The sequence below is a fragment of the Lactonifactor longoviformis genome (genome assembly GCF_042848515.1).
GTDB lineage: Bacteria > Bacillota > Clostridia > Lachnospirales > Lachnospiraceae > Lactonifactor > Lactonifactor longoviformis.
Genome location: NZ_AP031453.1, coordinates 3203098 through 3221283 on the forward strand (window position 1 = coordinate 3203098; position 18186 = coordinate 3221283).

Annotated in this window: 16 protein-coding genes; 3 read left to right on the top strand and 13 right to left on the bottom strand. The window is 46.4% G+C overall.

Annotated features, from left to right (window positions below):
- Positions 1-28 precede the first annotated feature (28 nt).
- The 4 genes from ACGHCT_RS14650 to ACGHCT_RS14665 all read right to left on the bottom strand — a co-directional run bounded on the left by ACGHCT_RS14650 (position 29) and on the right by ACGHCT_RS14665 (position 2520).
- Positions 29-940, bottom strand: a complete 912-nt coding sequence (locus tag ACGHCT_RS14650) for an ArsR/SmtB family transcription factor (protein WP_390436551.1) — start codon at positions 938-940, stop codon at positions 29-31.
- Positions 941-962: 22 nt separating this feature from the next.
- On the bottom strand, positions 963-1400 hold the full coding sequence (locus ACGHCT_RS14655; RefSeq protein ID WP_072852215.1) for an Rrf2 family transcriptional regulator: 438 nt from the start codon (positions 1398-1400) through the stop codon (positions 963-965).
- Positions 1401-1583: 183 nt separating this feature from the next.
- Positions 1584-2009: an acyl-CoA thioesterase gene (locus ACGHCT_RS14660; RefSeq protein ID WP_390436553.1), complete on the bottom strand. Its 426-nt coding sequence runs from the start codon at positions 2007-2009 to the stop codon at positions 1584-1586.
- Between the two features lie 4 nt (positions 2010-2013).
- Positions 2014-2520 carry a hypothetical protein gene (locus ACGHCT_RS14665; RefSeq protein ID WP_072852219.1) on the bottom strand — a complete coding sequence of 169 codons (507 nt, stop codon included), beginning with the start codon at positions 2518-2520 and terminating at the stop codon, positions 2014-2016.
- Positions 2521-2740: 220 nt separating this feature from the next.
- Here ACGHCT_RS14665 and ACGHCT_RS14670 point away from each other — a divergent pair, with 220 nt between their 5' ends.
- Positions 2741-3652 (top strand): cation diffusion facilitator family transporter, encoded by a 912-nt coding sequence (locus ACGHCT_RS14670; protein WP_072852222.1) that lies wholly within the window; start codon positions 2741-2743, stop codon positions 3650-3652.
- Between the two features lie 7 nt (positions 3653-3659).
- Here ACGHCT_RS14670 and ACGHCT_RS14675 read toward each other — a convergent pair whose 3' ends face one another.
- The 4 genes from ACGHCT_RS14675 to ACGHCT_RS14690 form a co-directional block, all read right to left on the bottom strand.
- Complete coding sequence (locus ACGHCT_RS14675; RefSeq protein WP_390436555.1) at positions 3660-5777, bottom strand: DUF6449 domain-containing protein; 2118 nt, start codon at positions 5775-5777, stop codon at positions 3660-3662.
- A complete protein-coding gene (locus ACGHCT_RS14680; RefSeq protein WP_072852226.1) occupies positions 5752-6654 on the bottom strand; it encodes an ABC transporter ATP-binding protein in 903 nt (300 codons plus the stop codon). The genes ACGHCT_RS14675 and ACGHCT_RS14680 overlap by 26 nt, the downstream gene beginning before the upstream one ends.
- Positions 6651-7025 carry a GntR family transcriptional regulator gene (locus ACGHCT_RS14685; RefSeq protein WP_072852227.1) on the bottom strand — a complete coding sequence of 125 codons (375 nt, stop codon included), beginning with the start codon at positions 7023-7025 and terminating at the stop codon, positions 6651-6653. Before ACGHCT_RS14685 ends, ACGHCT_RS14680 begins: the two co-directional genes overlap by 4 nt.
- Before the next feature lie 166 nt (positions 7026-7191).
- Entirely contained in the window at positions 7192-7767 is a 576-nt protein-coding gene (locus tag ACGHCT_RS14690; RefSeq protein ID WP_390436557.1) for a TetR/AcrR family transcriptional regulator C-terminal domain-containing protein, read from the bottom strand.
- A gap of 164 nt (positions 7768-7931) precedes the next feature.
- Here ACGHCT_RS14690 and ACGHCT_RS14695 point away from each other — a divergent pair, with 164 nt between their 5' ends.
- Positions 7932-10043, top strand: coding sequence for an RND family transporter (locus ACGHCT_RS14695; protein ID WP_390436559.1), 2112 nt, complete (start codon positions 7932-7934; stop codon positions 10041-10043).
- Positions 10040-12073, top strand: a complete 2034-nt coding sequence (locus ACGHCT_RS14700; RefSeq protein ID WP_390436560.1) for a hypothetical protein — start codon at positions 10040-10042, stop codon at positions 12071-12073. The genes ACGHCT_RS14695 and ACGHCT_RS14700 overlap by 4 nt, the downstream gene beginning before the upstream one ends.
- Before the next feature lie 64 nt (positions 12074-12137).
- Here the strand turns inward: ACGHCT_RS14700 and ACGHCT_RS14705 are convergent, their stop codons facing one another.
- The 5 genes from ACGHCT_RS14705 to ACGHCT_RS14725 form a co-directional block, all read right to left on the bottom strand.
- A complete protein-coding gene (locus ACGHCT_RS14705) occupies positions 12138-12848 on the bottom strand; it encodes a FadR/GntR family transcriptional regulator (protein ID WP_072852229.1) in 711 nt (236 codons plus the stop codon).
- A 161-nt stretch (positions 12849-13009) separates the two neighbouring features.
- Entirely contained in the window at positions 13010-14359 is a 1350-nt protein-coding gene (locus ACGHCT_RS14710; protein WP_072852231.1) for an APC family permease, read from the bottom strand.
- Between the two features lie 37 nt (positions 14360-14396).
- On the bottom strand, positions 14397-15524 hold the full coding sequence (locus tag ACGHCT_RS14715; RefSeq protein ID WP_390436561.1) for a Glu/Leu/Phe/Val dehydrogenase: 1128 nt from the start codon (positions 15522-15524) through the stop codon (positions 14397-14399).
- Between the two features lie 25 nt (positions 15525-15549).
- A complete protein-coding gene (locus ACGHCT_RS14720) occupies positions 15550-17637 on the bottom strand; it encodes an acetate--CoA ligase family protein (RefSeq protein WP_390436563.1) in 2088 nt (695 codons plus the stop codon).
- Positions 17634-18185 carry a 2-oxoacid:acceptor oxidoreductase family protein gene (locus ACGHCT_RS14725; protein WP_072852237.1) on the bottom strand — a complete coding sequence of 184 codons (552 nt, stop codon included), beginning with the start codon at positions 18183-18185 and terminating at the stop codon, positions 17634-17636. The genes ACGHCT_RS14720 and ACGHCT_RS14725 overlap by 4 nt, the downstream gene beginning before the upstream one ends.
- Between the last annotated feature and the right edge of the window lies 1 nt (position 18186).

Below are 18186 nucleotides of genomic sequence, written 5' to 3' on the forward strand. Positions count from 1 at the left end.
GCCGTGAAAATAACGAAATTTCCTGTATTTAGTAGTGCAGTTTTAAGCGGATATCCTGTGGGTGATCTCCGAAATGGCTGCCGAAAATATTGACCCCTCCGATATGCCCTGCCTCTTTTTTTATACCTATCCTCACTGAGATATAAGGCGTCTCTGTCATCCTGTACTCCTCAATTCTGCAGTCACTGACCTTTACATCATCCAGATAGGTTCCCGTCTCATCGATCCTCCAGGTTTTCAGAACTCCGAACTGGGTATTTTTGTCCTCCCACCAATCCGGATTCAGCTTTCCTCTTCTCCCTCCGAAGTCGCTGGGACAATAATAAGTTCCCGCATCAATGCCGTTCAGCCACAGGGTAATATCGGAAGGACAGTCCAGATCATAATCCGCAGTCTCTGAACACAGCTCCGCTGACAGCTCTGCCATCTTCAGAACCTTTTTCTGCACTCCCGCATTGGAAAAACGGTACTCTACGTATCCTGCTCCAAACCAGATCAGCTGGGCTGTAGTGCGCAGAGGATTATAGAAACACCGGGGCTCATCCTCCCCGTCAATATAGTCCGTGTCATTTACCATCCCGCAGGTGGGGGATACTTCGTAATCCACATAGTTGCCCACAGGCATGTTAATCACCTCTACCTGTGCATCCGTACCGGTCTCTTTCAGCAGGATTTCCACTTCCCCGCACTGCTTGCTGCAGATTTTCATGGAGCCTCTTACCCCCGGCTTAAGCTCTGTACGGATTAACCCGGCATCCTCCAGAACTCTTACGTTCATGGCCGCAGAGGAGGCGGGAATCTCCAGCCTTTCAGCAATCTCATTTACATTGAGAGACTGCTGTTCCAGCAGCTTCAGAATCTCTATCCTCACCTCCGAGGACAGAGCTTTTCCCAGACTGCATAATTCCTTTTTTTTGTCAAAATCCAGATACAATTTCACTTTGCTTACACTCCGTACTCTATTATATTATAAAATCCAATGCCCCCGACTTCCTGTGCTCCTCTGCCAGATCCTGCAGCGTCACAGAATCCACATACTCGTTGATTACCCGGTACAGTCCCTCCCAGAATTTAAGAGTTGCACATGCTTCCTGTCTGAGGCATTGGTTTGTCTCATCTTCCAGACAGGCAACCGGTGCCAGTTTTCCCTCAATAAGCCGCAGGATATCTCCCGCCGTATATTGTCCGGGATCCTTTGCCAGCATATATCCCCCCTGAGGTCCTCTGGTACTTCGCAGATAACCGGCCTTGCCAAGGATCACAACAATCTGCTCCAGATATTTGACAGAAATCTCCTGACGCCTGGAGATCTCCTTCAGTGGAATATACTCTCCGCTGTTATGCTCTGCCAGATCAATCATCAGGCGCAGGGCATATCTTCCTTTTGCTGATATCTTCATTCGTTACCTCCCCCGGCTGTAATTGCCTGTAAGGCCGGGATTCTTTTCCTACTATTTTGCTATGATAAATTCTACTCTACCTGGCAGGAGCTTGTCAAGTAGATACCGTATTTTTGATTTGCTGTGGCTGCCTTCCGTCTGACCGAAAAAAACACCCCGGGGTCTGTAACCGCCGGGGTATTATTACACTTCTTCAATTGCTTTCATAAATACTGTATGGAATGTGGGCCTGCTTTTCTTCAGAGACACCAGGTTTCCTCCCTCTTTTTCCATGAAACAGTGTTTGCTGCTCCCTCTGCACCGAAGCTCACGGGTGGTATGATCCGTAATTTCATAAGAGAGCTCCAGACGGATTCCGTCGTACTTTGTAATCTCCGTATGAATATCCACGGTATCACCGAATCTGGTCATGGATTTGTATTCACAGGCAACCGCAAGCACAGGGCTCATAATTCCCTCCGCCTCCATGCGGTCATATCCTACTCCTATCTGCTCCATCAGGGATACCCTGGCTTCCTCAAACCACCGGATATAGTTGGAGTGGTGAATAATCCCCATCTGATCCGTCTCGTAATACTGCGCTTTGTGCTCATATGCAGGTAACTTCATATGTTTACTCCTGTACTTCCTCTGAGGTGCCGGCAGAAGTCATCTCCGCAAGTTCCAGCATCTGTTTATTTTTATTCGCTCCTATCAGATACAAGACGGGCAGAATCAGATTTATAATAGTACCCAGAATTCCAAAGCTGCCGTTCATGGCCTGATAAATAGCCTGTGCAAGAACTACCACAATCATGACAATTGCCATGATAAAGCATATTTGGGCTTTGTGCGGTTTGTTGCAGTTGGCCACACCGATAATACCGCCTGCTAAGAATACAGCTCCGGTCACCAGTGCTATAATGGCCGCAACCATCAGTCCCTGTGCCGTGTAGGTATAATTGATCCCCTGGGATTGTGCTATGGCGTTCATGCTCTCAATCAGAGCTCCCCCGTCCGATGCGGCCATTCTTGCTGTAAAGACGGAAATTGCACCGCTCACCAGCGTAAATGCCCCCAATATAATCAGAATAATCCCCGGTACCTGCAGCAGTCCCTTACCCTTCGCTTTTTTGTTCATCACTTTCTCCTCCTGTTCCCATAAAAGGGATTCCCCTTTTATATTTCATTAGCTATTCAGGTTGTCACTTATAATTGTAAATACAGTGCGTGTATTTGTCAAGATTTTTAATGTTTCAGTATTAGTACAATAGTACAATTGTATTTTTGCAGAAACAAGGTTGCTGTAAAATTTGCCGGCATGTATAATAATTTTAAGAAATAAAAATAGAGGTGAAAGTATGCACGCGCCGAAACGACAGATAAAAACAGAAAAAAGGGCAATGAACATCTCCCTCACCGGAGGGATTCTTTTCGTGTCCCTGGAGATCCTAATGTCCTTTGTGACCCGCTCGCAGGCAGTACTGCTGGATGCTGTTTATGACGGGGTTGAGCTTTTTATGATCCTGATCTCCATCAGTCTGATCCCTCTGCTCTACCGCCCTTCCAACGAAAAGCACCCTTTTGGGTACCTCCAGATCGAGTCCCTTTTTGTGGTCATCAAGGGCTTTATGATGGTGGCTGTAACCATCGGGCTCATTATGAACAATGTAGAGATCGCCCTTCACGGAGGACGCCATGTGGCATTCGGGCAAATCGCTTATTTTGAACTGTTTGCCACAGTGCTGAGCGTAATCATCATCCTCCTGCTCAATAAAAGAAACCGTTCCCTCACTTCGCGCCTGGTAGACATGGAAATCCAGGAGTGGAAAATTGATGCCTGCGCCTCCCTGGGGATGTCCCTGGCCTTTTTCCTACCCGCATTTCTGACTGCGGACTGGTTTGAAGCCTTCACCCCTTATCTGGATCAGGTGATTGCTATTGTACTGTCAATTTTCATGCTGCCCACTCCCATCCGGGCCATTATCACCGGCCTCAGAGACCTCTTTTTGCTGGCGCCGGAGGAAGAAACGGTTGAGTCTGTGAAGCAGATCGTCACCCCCATTCTGGAACAGCATGGCTATCATCAGCTCTATTATGATATTGTCCGCACCGGAAGAAAGCTCTGGATCAGCGTGTACATCACATTTGAAAAAGACCTGGTCTCCATCCGGAGATTCCAGGCCCTGCAGTCATTGATTATCCGGGAGCTGGCCAAAGAATATCAGGACTTTTACTTTGAACTCCTCCCGGATATTGAATTTGAAGAATAAAACTTGGCTATTCAAAAGCCCGGATCACGCACTCAGGTATCTTTCCTTCTGTAAAGTAGTAGACTCCGTTTGATCTGGCCCCGTCGATATTCCAGGTTACATCCACTTCTACGGAATAATCTGTACTCTCTTTGACCGGACCATATTCCCCTCCCCAGTTTATTGCACCCAAAATCTCAGCGATGTCCCCTTTCTCTGTGAAAGAAGCCGTGGGCGGAGTATTGGTTCCCGACTCATAGTAATTGGTGATCTGAATGCTCTCCGCATATTCAGGATTCCACTGTTCGTCCATTTCGTTTCCAAGCTCCCGCAGTAGGGCAATGGTCTGAGTGAACCCCCGACTGATGCTGTACTGGTACATAGAGGTGCTGTACTCATCTTCGTTTACCTCTATCGACAGCACTCCTGCAATTGGCCCTTGTGTCATTGTCTCATAGGAAGCATTATTTTGTTCCTCCCGAAACGTACGGATCAGTCTGATTTTCTGCTCATCCGTCAGTTTCAGAATGGTCTCCCTCTGATACCGATCTGTCAGTGTACACTTGGCTACATTTTCTTCCTTCACATAATTGATGGGGAAAAGACTTTCTTTATATTCCTTATTACTGCACAGCTGCTCAATGCACTTCTCTGAGCTTTCATAGTTCACAAAATATCTGCGGTAAACATCCCTGCCGCTTTTCAGATGATATTTAATAAACACATTGTCGTACTGTTCCTCGCTGCTCGTCTCCCCAATCTTTGCCCGTGACACGGCAATGCGGGACTCCTCCATGGCATATACTTCTTTTCTCAGATTTTTATTCTTTACCCCTTCCTCTGCCAGGTCATAGATCATCTGGAAGTCCTTTACATTTACCTGATCCAGAGTTCTCTGCTCACTTCCTGTATTGTAGCTGAGCTCTGAATTATAGGGATAGCTGAAGCGTCCGTTGAAGTTGCTGGTAAAGACGGACATACCGTCAATCTTGTCCTCCCTTGGAAGGTAGCTGTCATAGCCTGTCAGGTCAAAGAAGAATACTGCCGAACACCCAAAGGCCAGCACTGCCGCTGCCAGCAGAGACCATTTTCTTCTCAGGATCTCTCTGAAATCCATATGGTAGATGAATTCCACGATGGTGTGCAGGAGGATCAGGGAAATCAGGACACCGAAGATAAACCATCCTATGTTCACACTGCTGTCATAGGTGTTGAAGCTCCCCATCAAAAGCCCTGCCCAGAGAGATGCCGGCACAATCATGCATACTTTGACGATCCCTTCTGTCCTGGGGAATGCCATAGCAGACTCTGCCGCCTCTGAAGCCCTTTTTTTATACAGCCAGAGATCCAGCACCAGCAAAAGAATGGTGATCACCAGTGCGGCCAGTAAAAATACTCCCGGAAACTTTCCCTTAGTTCCCAGGCGTCCCGCGGCATAGAAATAGCCTTCTATGGGAGACAGGGCTGACCGTATGGCTGTCCCCGTTTCACTGACCGTGGTGAAATACGTATCGTAAAAGCTTTGAAAGAGCCTGGTCTGCAGCATACTTAGTGCCGTACCTGCCCCGCAGAATACAGCAGTCCCAAGTATCCCCACCAACAGCTTGCCGGTGAGCATCATGGCCAGTATGGCCACATGGTAAATCATGAGGAAATACAGTGTCCCCAGTCCTATGCTTCCGGTACAGTACAGCACATGTCTGGCAGTTACCACCCCCTGAAAAGCCCCGATAAGGAGGCACAGCACCATGCAGAGAACATACGGAATCAGGAAAAACAGAATGCCTGAGACGTACTGTACCAGGAAAAACTTTTCTCTCTTTACCGGTATGCTGTGAAACAAATCCACTTTCGTTCTGGAATGCAGGTACTGATATCCGGTAACAGCGCAAAGCACAGCGCAGATGCAGACAGCAGCCATCAGCAGCCCATTGTTAAATCCCACAAATCCCAGAAACCACTCTTTCACATCTTTCAGCGTGTATTGTCCCATATCCAGCCGCACTCTTCTAAACTGGCTTTCCAGGCTCATCAGACAGATCACCGGCCCCAGCAGAAAGAACACTACTGTGCACAGAGCCAGCAGCCAGCTTCTGCGCTTCATATCTTCTCTTAATAATTTAGCAAATGAGATTTTTGATGTCATATCCTGCTACCTCCGTTTCACTGATAAAAATCTCCTCCAGAGAAAGAGGAAGCACTTCACCGAACACCGGATATTTACTTTCTACTCTTTCCATAATCTCCTCCTTGGTCCCCCTGGCGATGATGGTCAGAAGAGACCCTCTCTTTTCATGCTGCATGACGTCCAGCTCCCGCAGAAGTTCTTCTTCCAGGACAGGATTCTGGATCACGCACTGAATCTTCTGGATGTGGAATTTCATATCCTCCAGATCCCTGGAAAGTAGAATTCCTCCCTGGTGCAGCAGCCCCACATGATCACAGATGTCTTCCAGCTCTCTCAGATTGTGGGAGGCAATCACAGGGGTAAAATTCCGGTTCAGAATCTCAGAGGCGAAGATGCTTTTCACCGCCTGGCGCATCACCGGGTCTAACCCGTCAAAGGTCTCATCACAGAAAAGGTACTGGGTATTGGTGCATATCCCCAGAAGCACGGAAACCTGCTTTTTCATTCCTTTGGAGAAGGTATTGATCTTGGCATCCTGTTCCATGCCGAATTTGTTCAGCAGTTCATCAAATCTTTTCTTATCAAATTCCGGATAGACAATCCCGTAATAATGTGCCATGGTTTTGGGTGTTGCCCCCGGAAAAAAGTAGGCGGTATCTGACAGAAAGCAAATCTTTGCCTTGGCCTTCTCATTTTCAAATACCGGCAGTTCATCAATGGTGACAGTACCCGCCTCTGGTTTTAATACACCGCTCAGGATGCGCAGGAAGGTACTTTTGCCCGCTCCGTTAGTGCCCACCAGTCCAAAAATATTTCCTTCCTGAATGGTCACCGTAATATTGTTAATGGCTTTTCTGCAGCCGAATGTTTTCCGAATTCCCTCTGCCCGTATCACAATATCCCCTCCTCGTATATATGATCCACCTCATTTACGCACTCGTCTCTGGACACTCCCATATCCATCCCTTCTCTCAACAGATTGCGCAAATCCAGGAAAAACGTCGTCTTTCTCCGTTCGATAAGCAACTTCTTATCTCCGGAAACAAAATTCCCTTTTCCTTTCACAGCGTAAATAAACCCCTCCTGCTCCAGGACAGCATAGGCCTTCTGAATGGTATTCGGGTTGATTGACAATTCCATGGCCAGAGAACGCACCGAAGGTATCTGCGAATCAGGCTCCAGGATTCCCCTTACAATCAACAGCTCAAACCGCTCTACAATCTGTTCATAGATTGGCTTTCGATTCTGGTAATCAATCACTATCATAGAGGCTCCTTCTTTCTTTTCAAGTAAGTGTATCAGGTGTACTATTGTAATTAGTACACCTGAAATATAGCACGGGGACAAGGGGGCTGTCAATGAAACCCCCGAATCTTAAGGATATATTCAGAAATGCAGCTTCTGTCTTGGATCTGAAAAAGGAGCGGCTGTATTACTCAGCATTGCTGTGCAGAATGCCTGTCAAAGACACCTTTAATGTGTTTACAAGATAGTCTATTACCTGCTGTCTGTTTCGTTCCTTACGATTTTTAATCCAATCAATTATTACACCTGCAAGAGCTTCTGTATAAAAACGGCAAAGAAAACTTTTATATTCTGCACTTAAAAATTTGTTATTTTCTTTTTCTGCACTCTCAATGATAGAACATACTACTTCCTCAAAATCTGTAAAAAGAAATCGTTTCATCTCATCCCGTCCAATGGAGTCATAGGCACAGCTTATTATATAATCATTATCTTCTATATAACCCATGATAAAGAGGATTGCTTCCTCATAATCCACAATTAGGTTGAATTGTTTTACCACCTCAACCGCTTCGCTTTCAAGCAGCCATTTAAGCAACGCATATATATCATCAAAATGATAGTAAAAGGTCTTGCGGTTTAACCCGCAGTCAGCGATTATTTCGCTGACCGTAATTTTAGAAAAGTTCTTTCTTCTCATAATGTTCTTTAAAGACTCGGCAAGAGTTTTTTTCGTGTTTAAGGAAGTGATTTCGTGTTTCATTCGGTTCTCCTTGTAAAATTAAGTATTTTTTGTATTTATTATACATCTGCCCATCAAATATTCAACGGATAGCTTTTGACATTTGACCATCAAATTTGCTGTTTTGTCCGTATTTTACCTACTTCCTATAAATTTGACCGTTTTATGCAAAGGATAATGGATCTATGCTTAATCGGGAGTATTTTCCCGGAAAGAGAGGGCATCGTATCATGCAGCGATTTTATACAGGTGTGATAAAACATCGAAAACTCGTTATGACACTATTTATTCTTTGTTTTATTGTATGCCTGTTTCTTAAAAACTTTGTATCTGTAAACTATGATATGAATGACTATTTACCATCTGACGCAAAATCCACCCTTGCACTCGATAAAATGCAGGAAGAATTTGACGGCGGCATTCCTAATGCCCGTATTATGACAAGGGGAGTTACTATCCCGGAAGCTCTGGAATATAAAGAAAAAATCAAAAATGTCGAAGGGGTTACAGCAGTCACTTGGCTGGATGACTCTGTAGATATTACAACTCCTATTGCAATGCTTGATACTGATGTTGTGGAAAACTATTATAAAGACAATACCGCTGTTTTCAGCGTAACAATAGATAAGGATTATCGTATCTCTGCGGTTGATGCAATCCGGGAAATCATAGGAAATGATAATGCTATGACAGGCAGCACGGTTTCCACAGCGATTGCAACCACAAATACGGTTTCCGAAATACAGAAAATCACTGTCATAGCGGTATTATTTGTTTTAGTTGTACTGCTCGTTACAACCACTTCCTGGCTTGAACCGATTATCGTGCTAATTGGCTTAGGTGTCGCAATTGTTATGAACAACGGCAGCAATTTAATGTTTGGAGAAATATCCTTTGTGACAAATGCGGCAGGAAGCATACTGCAGCTTGCTGTATCACTTGACTATTCAGTATTTCTAATCCATCGTTTTGAAGAATGCCGCAGGGAAACCGAAGATGTGAATGCAGCAATGGTAAATGCCCTGTGCAAATCAACAACTTCTATTTTATCAAGCGGATTAACTACTGTTATAGGCTTTCTGGCTTTGGTGCTGATGCAATTCCAAATCGGTCCTGACCTCGGAGTTGCGTTGGCCAAAGGCGTTGGTATTAGTCTGATTACCGTATTTTTCTTTATGCCTTGTTTACTGCTTGTCACATGTAGCTGGGTTGACATAACAAAGCACAAGTCATTTATGCCGAATTTCAAGGGATTTGGAACGTTTGTCTGCAGAATTGCAATTCCAATGATTTGTATATTTGCGATTTTAATCGTTCCGTCGTATCTTGGTGCGAGTGCAAATTCTTTTAATTACGGTTCATCTAAAATTTACGGCAAAGGAACTGCATACGGCAGAGATAAGACTGCTATTGAAAGTGTTTTCGAAAAAAATGATACCTATGTACTGCTGGTTCCGAAGGGAAATAACGCAGCCGAAAAAGAATTATCGAAGGAATTTCATACCCTCTCACAGGTAAGTGATATCATTTCGTATGTTGATACCGTTGGCAGCGAAATTCCGAGCGAATATTTAGATGCAGGCACATTGTCTCTTTTGCAGTCAGAAAACTACAGCCGTTTTGTTATATCCGTAGAGGCAGCTTATGAGGGAGAGGCTACTTTTGAACTTGTAGAAAACATACGAGAACTGGCTGAAAAATATTATCCCCATGAGACACATCTTGCCGGCGAAGGCGTCAGCACCTATGACCTTATGGATACAATCACAAAAGATATGGCAAAGGTAAATCTGCTTGCCATCGGCGCTGTATTTGTTATTTTGCTTTTAACCATGAAATCATTGTATGTACCGATTATTCTGGTACTAAGTATAGAAACAGCAATATGGTTAAACCTTTCCGTTCCTTATTTTATGAATACGTCAGTTTATTATATTGCATACTTAATAATCAGTTCCGTTCAGCTTGGCGCAACGGTTGATTATGCAATACTGCTGACGGAACGCTACAAGGAAAACCGAGAGGTACTTGACAAACGGAAAGCTGCTCAGCAGACTTTATCAGATGTAATGGTATCCATATTGACATCGGGAAGTGTTCTTACGGTGGTAGGGTTGCTGCTCGGATCTATTTCTACAAACAAACTGTTGGCACAACTTGGTATTTTTGTTGGCAGAGGTGCCATTTTCTCATTAGCAGTCGTATTGCTTGTATTGCCTGGACTTCTGTTGATGCTTGACAGATTTATCATAAACAAAAGCAAACGAAAAACTATACTGGAGGTAGCAAAGCAATGACATTTGAAAAGAAAATGACGGCGTCGCTGTTAGCTGTATTACTTGTCACAGGCATTCATCCTGTATCTATATTTGCCGCTGAGAAAAACACACCAAAAGAAGAGGTCGTATATATAAACCTAAATGCGGATGGCATTGTAAAAGAAATTCATGTTGTCAATAGTTTTGAATTAGAAAAGGACAGTAAAATTATTGATTACGGAGCATATGAAACTCTGCGGAACATGACTACCACAGATGATATTGCTTATAAAGATAACAAGGTTACGATTGATGCGAAGACAGGAAAACTATATTACGAGGGCAAACTGAAAGAACCTACTATGCCTTGGGATATCTCAATCAAATACTATATGGACGGCAAAGAATACTCTGCCGATAAGATTGCAGGCCTGAGCGGAAACCTTGAAATCAAATTGTCTATTAGGCAGAATCCAAATTGTGACAGTTCTTTCTTTGAAGGATACGCTTTGCAGGCCTCCTTAACATTAGATACCAACAAAGCGAGGCATATTCTGGGAGAAGGTGCAACCATAGCAAATGTTGGCAGTGATAAACAACTCACCTATACTATCCTGCCAAATACGGAAAAAGATATTACCATTTCCGCCACTGTAAAAGATTTTGAGATGGGCGGTATTTCAATCAACGGAATCCGTATGAATTTGGATATTGATCTCTACGATGCCGCCCTGCAGGAAAAAATAGATGAGGTGATCGGTGCCATTCATGATTTGGACAAAGGGGCCGATAAGGTAAACACTGGGGCATCTGACCTTTACGATGCATCAGGAAAGTTAACTGCAGCAACGGAAGATTTATACACAGCTGTTGGCTCTCTGAACGAGGGAGCTGCTGAGTTAAAGAAAGGATTAACCGCATTGACTTCAAAGAGCACAGAACTTACAGGGGCGGCGTGGTCTGCTTATGAAGCATTGTGCAGTGCCGCACAGATACAAGTAAATGCCCAGTTAGAAGCAAATGGACTTGAAAAAGTCACACTTACTCCTGCTGTATATTCAGAAGTGCTTTTAAGTATATTAGAGTATATGGATGCGGACACCGTATATCATACAGCCTATGATACCGCACTTGCCGAAGTGACCTCTGAGGCAGAAGCACAGGCAGATACTTTATACACAAGCTATATACAATCGCAGGCCGGCACAATCTATCTGTCCTATGTTCAGTCCCAGGCAGAAACATTATACACACAGGTGGCTGCGGAAGCTGTTATGCGGCAGCTTATAGAAAGTGGTGATTTTAACGAGGATCAGGCCTCTGCTTATCTAACTACAGAGGAAGGAAAAGCTTTAATTCAGGGTGCAGCCGCAGCAATGAGCGACGAACAAAAAGAACAGATTATTATGGCTGCCGCAGGAAGCTTAACAGTCGAACAAAAACAGCAGATTTTGCAAGGTGCGATTACTTCACTTACCGAAGAACAAAAAGCAGAAATTAGAAATACCTGCATTCAGCAGATGATGGCAAGTGATGAAGTAACAGCCCAGATAAATGAAGCGGTAAAGAAAGTAAATTCTGCTGCCGCACAAGTATCAGCGCTGAAAGGACAGCTTGATAATTACGGGGCCTTTTATAACGGACTGGCAGACTATACAAATGCAGTAAGCTCTGCCGCTAACGGTGCTTCTGCACTTACAGACGGACTTCACACACTTTACAGCAATACAGATACTCTGAAAAAAGCTGTTGGAGATTTACACATTGCCGTGGGCACACTAAAAGACGGCACAGGAGAACTGAAAAACGGAACAGGAGAATTTGTTTCTGAAACTGACGGAATGGACACACGATTAAGTGATGAAATACAAACGATTACTTCTTCGGCAACTGGAAAAGATGTAGAAACGGTATCCTTTGTATCGGAACAAAATACAAATATAAACTCAGTACAGTTTGTCATTCAGACAGAAAGCATTGAACTTGACATTCCTGCTGATGCAGGAAAGCCAGAAACCGAACACCTTAATTTCTGGCAGAAATTGCTTCGGCTATTTAGATTGTATTAAAATAGTCTTGCTTCTCCATAAAAACATCCCTCTAAACCCGTTTCGCGTTTAGAGGGATGTTTTGCTATTTTCCATTAGATTCCTGCAGATATTCTGTAATATCCTTGTCAATCTCGCAAATTTTTTTCAGAGCACTCTGTGCATCTCTCAGTTCTCCCTCCCGGATGGCCTCCACCAGCTTCCGGTGATACGGCAGGGTGGAGATCCATTGTGCGTCCTCCCCTTTCAGGTTCTTCCAATAGGAGTGCAGCGACTGTATCAGTTCGTCAATCAGCTGAATCAGCGTCTGGTTCTTGGAATAGCTCCTCATGGTTTGGTGAAATGCAATATCTGTTTCATGGAGAAATGTCCCTGTCTTCTCTGCGTTTTGCTCCATCTCCTGCAGGTATTCCTCCAGAGGGCGAAGCTCCTCCGGGGAGAGTTTTCCGCAGATTTTTTTGACCATATTTCCTTCCAGAATCTCTAAAATTTCCAGGATCTCAATGTAATTCACCTTCCACAGCTTCAGATAAAAGGAATCTGACTCTTCATGTGCCCGTACAAAGGCTCCGCTGCCGGCCCGCACTTCAATGATGTTGTCCCTCTCCAGCACCCGGAGAGCCTCTCTCACGGAGTTCCGGCTGGTGACAAACTGCTCCGCCAGAATGCGCTCGGAGGGCAGTTTGTCACCCTCCGATAGCTGATTTCCCTTTATATATTCCATGATTGCATCTGCGATTTTCGCGTGCAGCAATTCTTTATGCACTGGTTTAACTGCCGTTTGCTGTTGTTTCATGATACCTTCTCCCTAACGTTCAAATAAATTTTACTCTAATGTTTTTATTATAGCATATCAGGAGCCTGTTTGCACAGCTTCCAATTTATTTCGCGCAGGAACAGTCACGGCAATACTGCCGTTCCCGGGCTGTATAAAAGCATTCCGGAAACGGCAGTCCATTAGTTCTCCTCCAGCCAGGAGGGATCATAGGTTTTCATCTGAGTTATAAGATCCACCCCTCTCTTTTTCAGCAAGCTTACCCTGATGAAAAAGTATACGATTCCTCCTCCGTAAAACAGAAGGATCCCCAGAATCGTTTTCAGATCCAACGTAGCAAACAGACTGAAGCTGAGCACAAGGGTCAGCGCGATATTCCCCAGCACCAGTGTCCAGATGATCCATTTCGGCATCCTGAACCACGCGTGCGCAAACTTGCCCTCTAATTTTCTCGGGGCAATCAGCACCGGCACGGTGGCAAGAAGGCCCAGCATCATGCCCGGAGCGTTCATCACGGCAAACACATAGTCCAGGGGCAGATCCAGCACAACCGGCAGAAGGCCTATGGCTCCCATAATCAGTATGATTTTATAGGGAATCCCGAAACGGTTGGTTGACTGAAGCCATTTTGGAAAAAGGCCGTCGTCTGCCGCCGCCCAGATTGCACGGCTGTAGGACATAATCATAGAAAGTAGTGTTGTGAGGATGGCAAACAGTGCGCCTCCGATTACAAAGAAGCTGAAGATCCACAGAGGCATATAACTTTTTGCCGCGTAAGACAGAGGTTGTTGGATCATCTCCTCCCAGGGCACTACGCCTACCGCAATAAAGGCAACCACTGCATACAGAACCGAAACGCCTATGGTAGACGTAGCAATGGCGCTGGGCACCGTTTTCTTCGGATTTTCCACTTCCCCGGCAAGATCCACCACTCCTACGGCGCCGTACGCTGAACTTCTCACGTAGCTGACTGCCAGTATAATTCCCGAAAGACTGGAACCGGCAACCATTTTCGGCAGTGAGATATGCTTGATGTGGGGTATTCCAAGAACAATAAACAATCCCAGGGCAATAAGCACCAAAATCACCATAAAGTTCTGTATCTTAGCCGAGGTGCGGATATTAAACAAACAGGCGGTTACAATCCCCAATACTACGATGGTTCCTGCCAGCCTCGGGGAAAGACCTGGTATAATGTTAGGCAGATACTGTCCCGCGGAAATTCCCAGCACACTAACATAAAATATTTCAAATACCAGATTCCAGACCAGCAGGAATCCCAGAACCGGGGAGAGGAAACGGGCCACATACAGATACTGCCCTCCTCTCACCGGGATAGCAGAAGAGATAACCATGAAGGGAAGACACACCATCATCGCCGCAGCTCCTGCAATCAAAAACGCTATAGGCACCCCCGGCCCTGCCGCGCCAACGGCTACGCCGGTCATACTGAACACACCAGCACCGATAATGGCTCCTACGGCCATTAACGTAACGTCCAGAGCACTCATCTTTTTCCCTTTATTCTCCATCTATTTATCTCCTTTCAGCATCAGGGGCTTTCTCCATTTACATTTCCGGCTTAAACAGAATCCATGCCGCGTCTCTGGCATATATCCCATGCTCTGACGCATAGGCAAAGGTCTTCTGCACATCTCTTCTTATCACATCCTCCAGCCGGTCCATGACACCCTGAGGGGTAGGCTCACATTTGCAGCTCTCTACGGAATTAAAGAAGCACACAGAACCCAGGTTGGCAATAAAGTCAGGAACCAGATGAATCCCCCTCTGTTTGATTACTTCATCCGCCTCTGGGGTAGTGGGAATATTGGCGCCCTCCACAATCAGGCCTGCTTTTATCGTCTCAGCCGCCTCCCTGGTGATTACATCCTCTACCGCGGCCGGGATAAGAATATCCACATCCAAATCCAGCCATGCATCACGGTCTCTCACCTCGCACCTACTCTTCATTTTATCCAAATCCACTTCTCCCAGCTTATTTCTGGCATCCAGCAAGTCCCGGATATCCAGTCCTTCTTCATTATAGTACATCCCTTTGATGTCCGCTATGGCAACCACTTTGTATCCCAGCTTTTCCAGCCACAGGGCAGCGCTTCCTCCCACGCTTCCGAATCCCTGAATGGCCACAGCGGCACCCGGGGTCCCTCCGGTCAGCTTCCATTCCTCATCAGCCGCCACTGCCACTCCGTATCCGGTTACGAAACGGTCCATATCCAGACCCTCAACGGTCTCCTTTAATATCTTTGGAATGACTTCCTGGGATCTGGCCGCCAGTTCCGGATTCTCCCGGATAGTTTTTGGTTCCTTTTCCTCGATCCCCAGCTTCTGCTTTATCCGTCTTACATCTTCCGCCCTGGTTCCCAGATCTGCTCCCACGGTAATGCCGTTTTCCAGGTAGGGTTTCATCGCCTCCAGATAGCGTTCCATAACTTCCAGCGCATCCTCTTTGTGATAGTCATAGATAATACCGCCCTTTGCGCCGCCAATCTCTGCTTCCGCTGCCACATACTTGTAAGACATTACCTGAGCCAGACGCTCCACCTCTTCTCGGTTTACCGTTACATTCATCCGCAGCCCCCCGGCAGCAAACTCATCCCTTATACTGTCAATCACCAGCCAGCCCTTTGCCTCGCTTTTCCTATCAGACCATTCAATTACTACATATGGATCTCTCATAATACAAAACCTCCCAAATTGTTTTTTACCCTTTCACAATTAATGCGTCAGCGGCATACACGCCCTTTTCATAGAGAAATACCGGATTCATATCCAACTCCTTCAGATCGCCGCAGTGTTCCACGGCCAAATCCCCTAATTTTACAATCATATCCGCCAATGCCTCTGTGTCCAGCGGACTGCTTCCCCGGTACCCCTTCAGAATGGCATAGGATTTCAGAGACTGTATCATCTCCATTGCCTCCTTCCGGTTCAGCGGCGCGGGATAGAGAGCAGCATCCTGAAATACCTCTGTATAGATTCCACCCAGACCTGCCAGTACCATTGGCCCAAACTGAGGATCCCGGTTAATTCCCAGAATCATCTCCGTTCCTTTAGGAAGCATCTGCTGCATGAGTACTCCCCGGATTCGTGCCTGGGGTTTATGGGTTTGTGCGTTGTTCATAATTTCTTCAAAGGCGGCAATGGCCTCCTTCTCATCTGCAATTCCCAGTTTTACTCCTCCCATATCGGTTTTATGGGGAATATCCGGAGAATCAATTTTCATAACCAGAGGATATCCCAGTTTTTCTGCCGCCCGGGGGATCTCATCGGCAGCTGTCACAACAATCTCCTCCGGTACCGGAATCCCGCTGTCCTTCAAGATCAGTTTACTTTCATGCTCTGAGAGGATGCAGCTCTTTGTCTCTCTGTCCTGAGGGGGCACAGCCGGGATAAGCGTCCGGTCATCCGGGGAATACATACAAAATTCTCCATAACGGCGCAGGGCGCTGAGTCCGTACTTCGGGCTGTCCAGAATCGGAATATGATGTTCTCCGTAAAACTCTCTCAATTCCGGATCTCTTTTTCTGGACATGCCCGGCAGGATCACAATAGGCTTTTCAGTCTCCCGGTTAATTTCTGCCAGAGCCTCTGCGAAGCCAAAGTCAACCTCCCGGTCTCTCTCGGGTATCTTTTCCGGCGGATTATGACCCATGGCTATCCCCCCGACATTCTCATCTTCCATCATGATTTTCACTGCGGATTTGTACTTATTCAGCTCAAATACAAGGGTTGCTGTCATATCCAGAGGATTGTTGGGTGTTGCGTACCCCGGAAGCATTTCCTTAATCTGTCTCAAGGTATCTGCCGACAGATTCGCCAGACTTGCCCCCTGCATCTGTGACACATCCGCTGATATAGCGGCCTCTCCTCCTGAGACATTCATGATCGCCAGATTCTTGTTCCTCAGGGGCTTTTCCAACGTGCTAAACACCAGGCAGGTATTTACCAAATCCTCCATATCGTCCACACGGATGACCCCATACTTTTTGAAGAGAGCATTAAATGTGCCGTCGGAACCGGCCAGACTTCCTGTGTGGGCAGTAGTTGTCTGCCTCGCCTTCTCCGATGCGCCTACTTTTAAGGCAATAATAGGTTTTCTCTTCCTGGCCGCATTCCCCAGAATTCTAACAAACCTCTCCGGTTGTCTGACTCCCTCCAGGTACACAGCAATAACCTTCGTAGCATCGTCCTCCACCAGGAATTCCAGATAATCCTCCGCCCCTGCCACTGCATTGTTGCCGCTGGATATGGCATAGGAAAAGTTTAGATACGGGACACTTGCCAGAAGTGAACATACCTGTCCGCTCTGGGAAACCAGCCCGATATTCCCCGCCTTACGCCTTTCCGGCATTAAAAGTCCAAAGGCAAAGACTCCGTCCCGGTTATTGATGAATCCTCCGCAGTTCGGTCCGCACACTGCCAGCTCACAGGCCTTCGCCACCTCTGCCAGTTCCTTTTGCGCCGCCTTTCCTTCTTCTCCTGCCTCGCTGTAGCCGCTGGCATAGACCACCGCTGCCTTTGTTCCGCAGGCAGCCGCCTCTCTCAGCAGCCCATTGACCGCTGCCATAGGCGTGCAGATCACTGCCAGTTCCACCGGTTTTCCAATCTCCGCAATGCTTTTATAGCATTTTCTTCCCAAAACCTCCTCTCTTTTGGGGTTTACCAGATAGAGCTGATCTCCCAGATCCCCCTTCATAAGATTCTCTGCGGCATCTCTCCCAAACCCCAGTTTTTCACTGGCCCCGATGACCGCTACTGAACCGGGGCGGAGAAGACTTTTCAGATTCATACGTCTACCTCCCCTTTCTCCTTCTGTTTATATCCCTCCAGAAGCGCCTTTTTATTAAAGGCGATCATCTTTTCCCCCTTAGGCTTAAAGTATTCTTCCAGGGACAGGCAGGCGGCCTCTGCAGACACCAGAGGGATCCGGGATAAAAGTACCCCCGTCATAAAGACGTTGGCGGCCCTGGCATTTCCCAGTCCGGCGGCCAGTTCTGTGACAGGTGACTTTACCACAGTTACATCGTCCCGTTCCACTTCCCGGTGAATCAGAGAGCTGTTTACGAAGATGGTTCCCCCCGGTTTCACCTGGGACTCAAATTTCTTCAGGGACGGTTCGTTAAAAACCACCAGAATATCCGGCTCATCAATATAGGGACTGGCAATTTCCTCCTCTGCTATTTTTACAGAGCAGTTGGCTGTGCCTCCGCGCATGGTTCCCCCGTAGGCCGGCAGCCAGGTCGTATTCAGGTCTGCCCGCAGCGCCGCATTGGCCAATATGACTCCGGCTGCAAGAACGCCCTGTCCCCCAAAACCGGCAAATAAAATCTCATGCATA

Excerpts from the sequence above, each read along its gene's own strand:
- ACGHCT_RS14655 (WP_072852215.1), bottom strand. The coding sequence starts at position 1,400 with ATGAAGATATCAGCAAAAGGAAGATATGCCCTGCGCCTGATGATTGAT.
- ACGHCT_RS14660 (WP_390436553.1), bottom strand. The coding sequence starts at position 2,009 with ATGAAGTTACCTGCATATGAGCACAAAGCGCAGTATTACGAGACGGAT.
- ACGHCT_RS14665 (WP_072852219.1), bottom strand. The coding sequence starts at position 2,520 with ATGAACAAAAAAGCGAAGGGTAAGGGACTGCTGCAGGTACCGGGGATT.
- ACGHCT_RS14670 (WP_072852222.1), top strand. The coding sequence starts at position 2,741 with ATGCACGCGCCGAAACGACAGATAAAAACAGAAAAAAGGGCAATGAAC.
- ACGHCT_RS14675 (WP_390436555.1), bottom strand. The coding sequence starts at position 5,777 with ATGACATCAAAAATCTCATTTGCTAAATTATTAAGAGAAGATATGAAG.
- ACGHCT_RS14685 (WP_072852227.1), bottom strand. The coding sequence starts at position 7,025 with ATGATAGTGATTGATTACCAGAATCGAAAGCCAATCTATGAACAGATT.
- ACGHCT_RS14690 (WP_390436557.1), bottom strand. The coding sequence starts at position 7,767 with ATGAAACACGAAATCACTTCCTTAAACACGAAAAAAACTCTTGCCGAG.
- ACGHCT_RS14695 (WP_390436559.1), top strand. The coding sequence starts at position 7,932 with ATGCTTAATCGGGAGTATTTTCCCGGAAAGAGAGGGCATCGTATCATG.
- ACGHCT_RS14700 (WP_390436560.1), top strand. The coding sequence starts at position 10,040 with ATGACATTTGAAAAGAAAATGACGGCGTCGCTGTTAGCTGTATTACTT.
- ACGHCT_RS14705 (WP_072852229.1), bottom strand. The coding sequence starts at position 12,848 with ATGAAACAACAGCAAACGGCAGTTAAACCAGTGCATAAAGAATTGCTG.
- ACGHCT_RS14710 (WP_072852231.1), bottom strand. The coding sequence starts at position 14,359 with ATGGAGAATAAAGGGAAAAAGATGAGTGCTCTGGACGTTACGTTAATG.
- ACGHCT_RS14715 (WP_390436561.1), bottom strand. The coding sequence starts at position 15,524 with ATGAGAGATCCATATGTAGTAATTGAATGGTCTGATAGGAAAAGCGAG.
- ACGHCT_RS14720 (WP_390436563.1), bottom strand. The coding sequence starts at position 17,637 with ATGAATCTGAAAAGTCTTCTCCGCCCCGGTTCAGTAGCGGTCATCGGG.
- ACGHCT_RS14725 (WP_072852237.1), bottom strand. The coding sequence starts at position 18,185 with ATGCATGAGATTTTATTTGCCGGTTTTGGGGGACAGGGCGTTCTTGCA.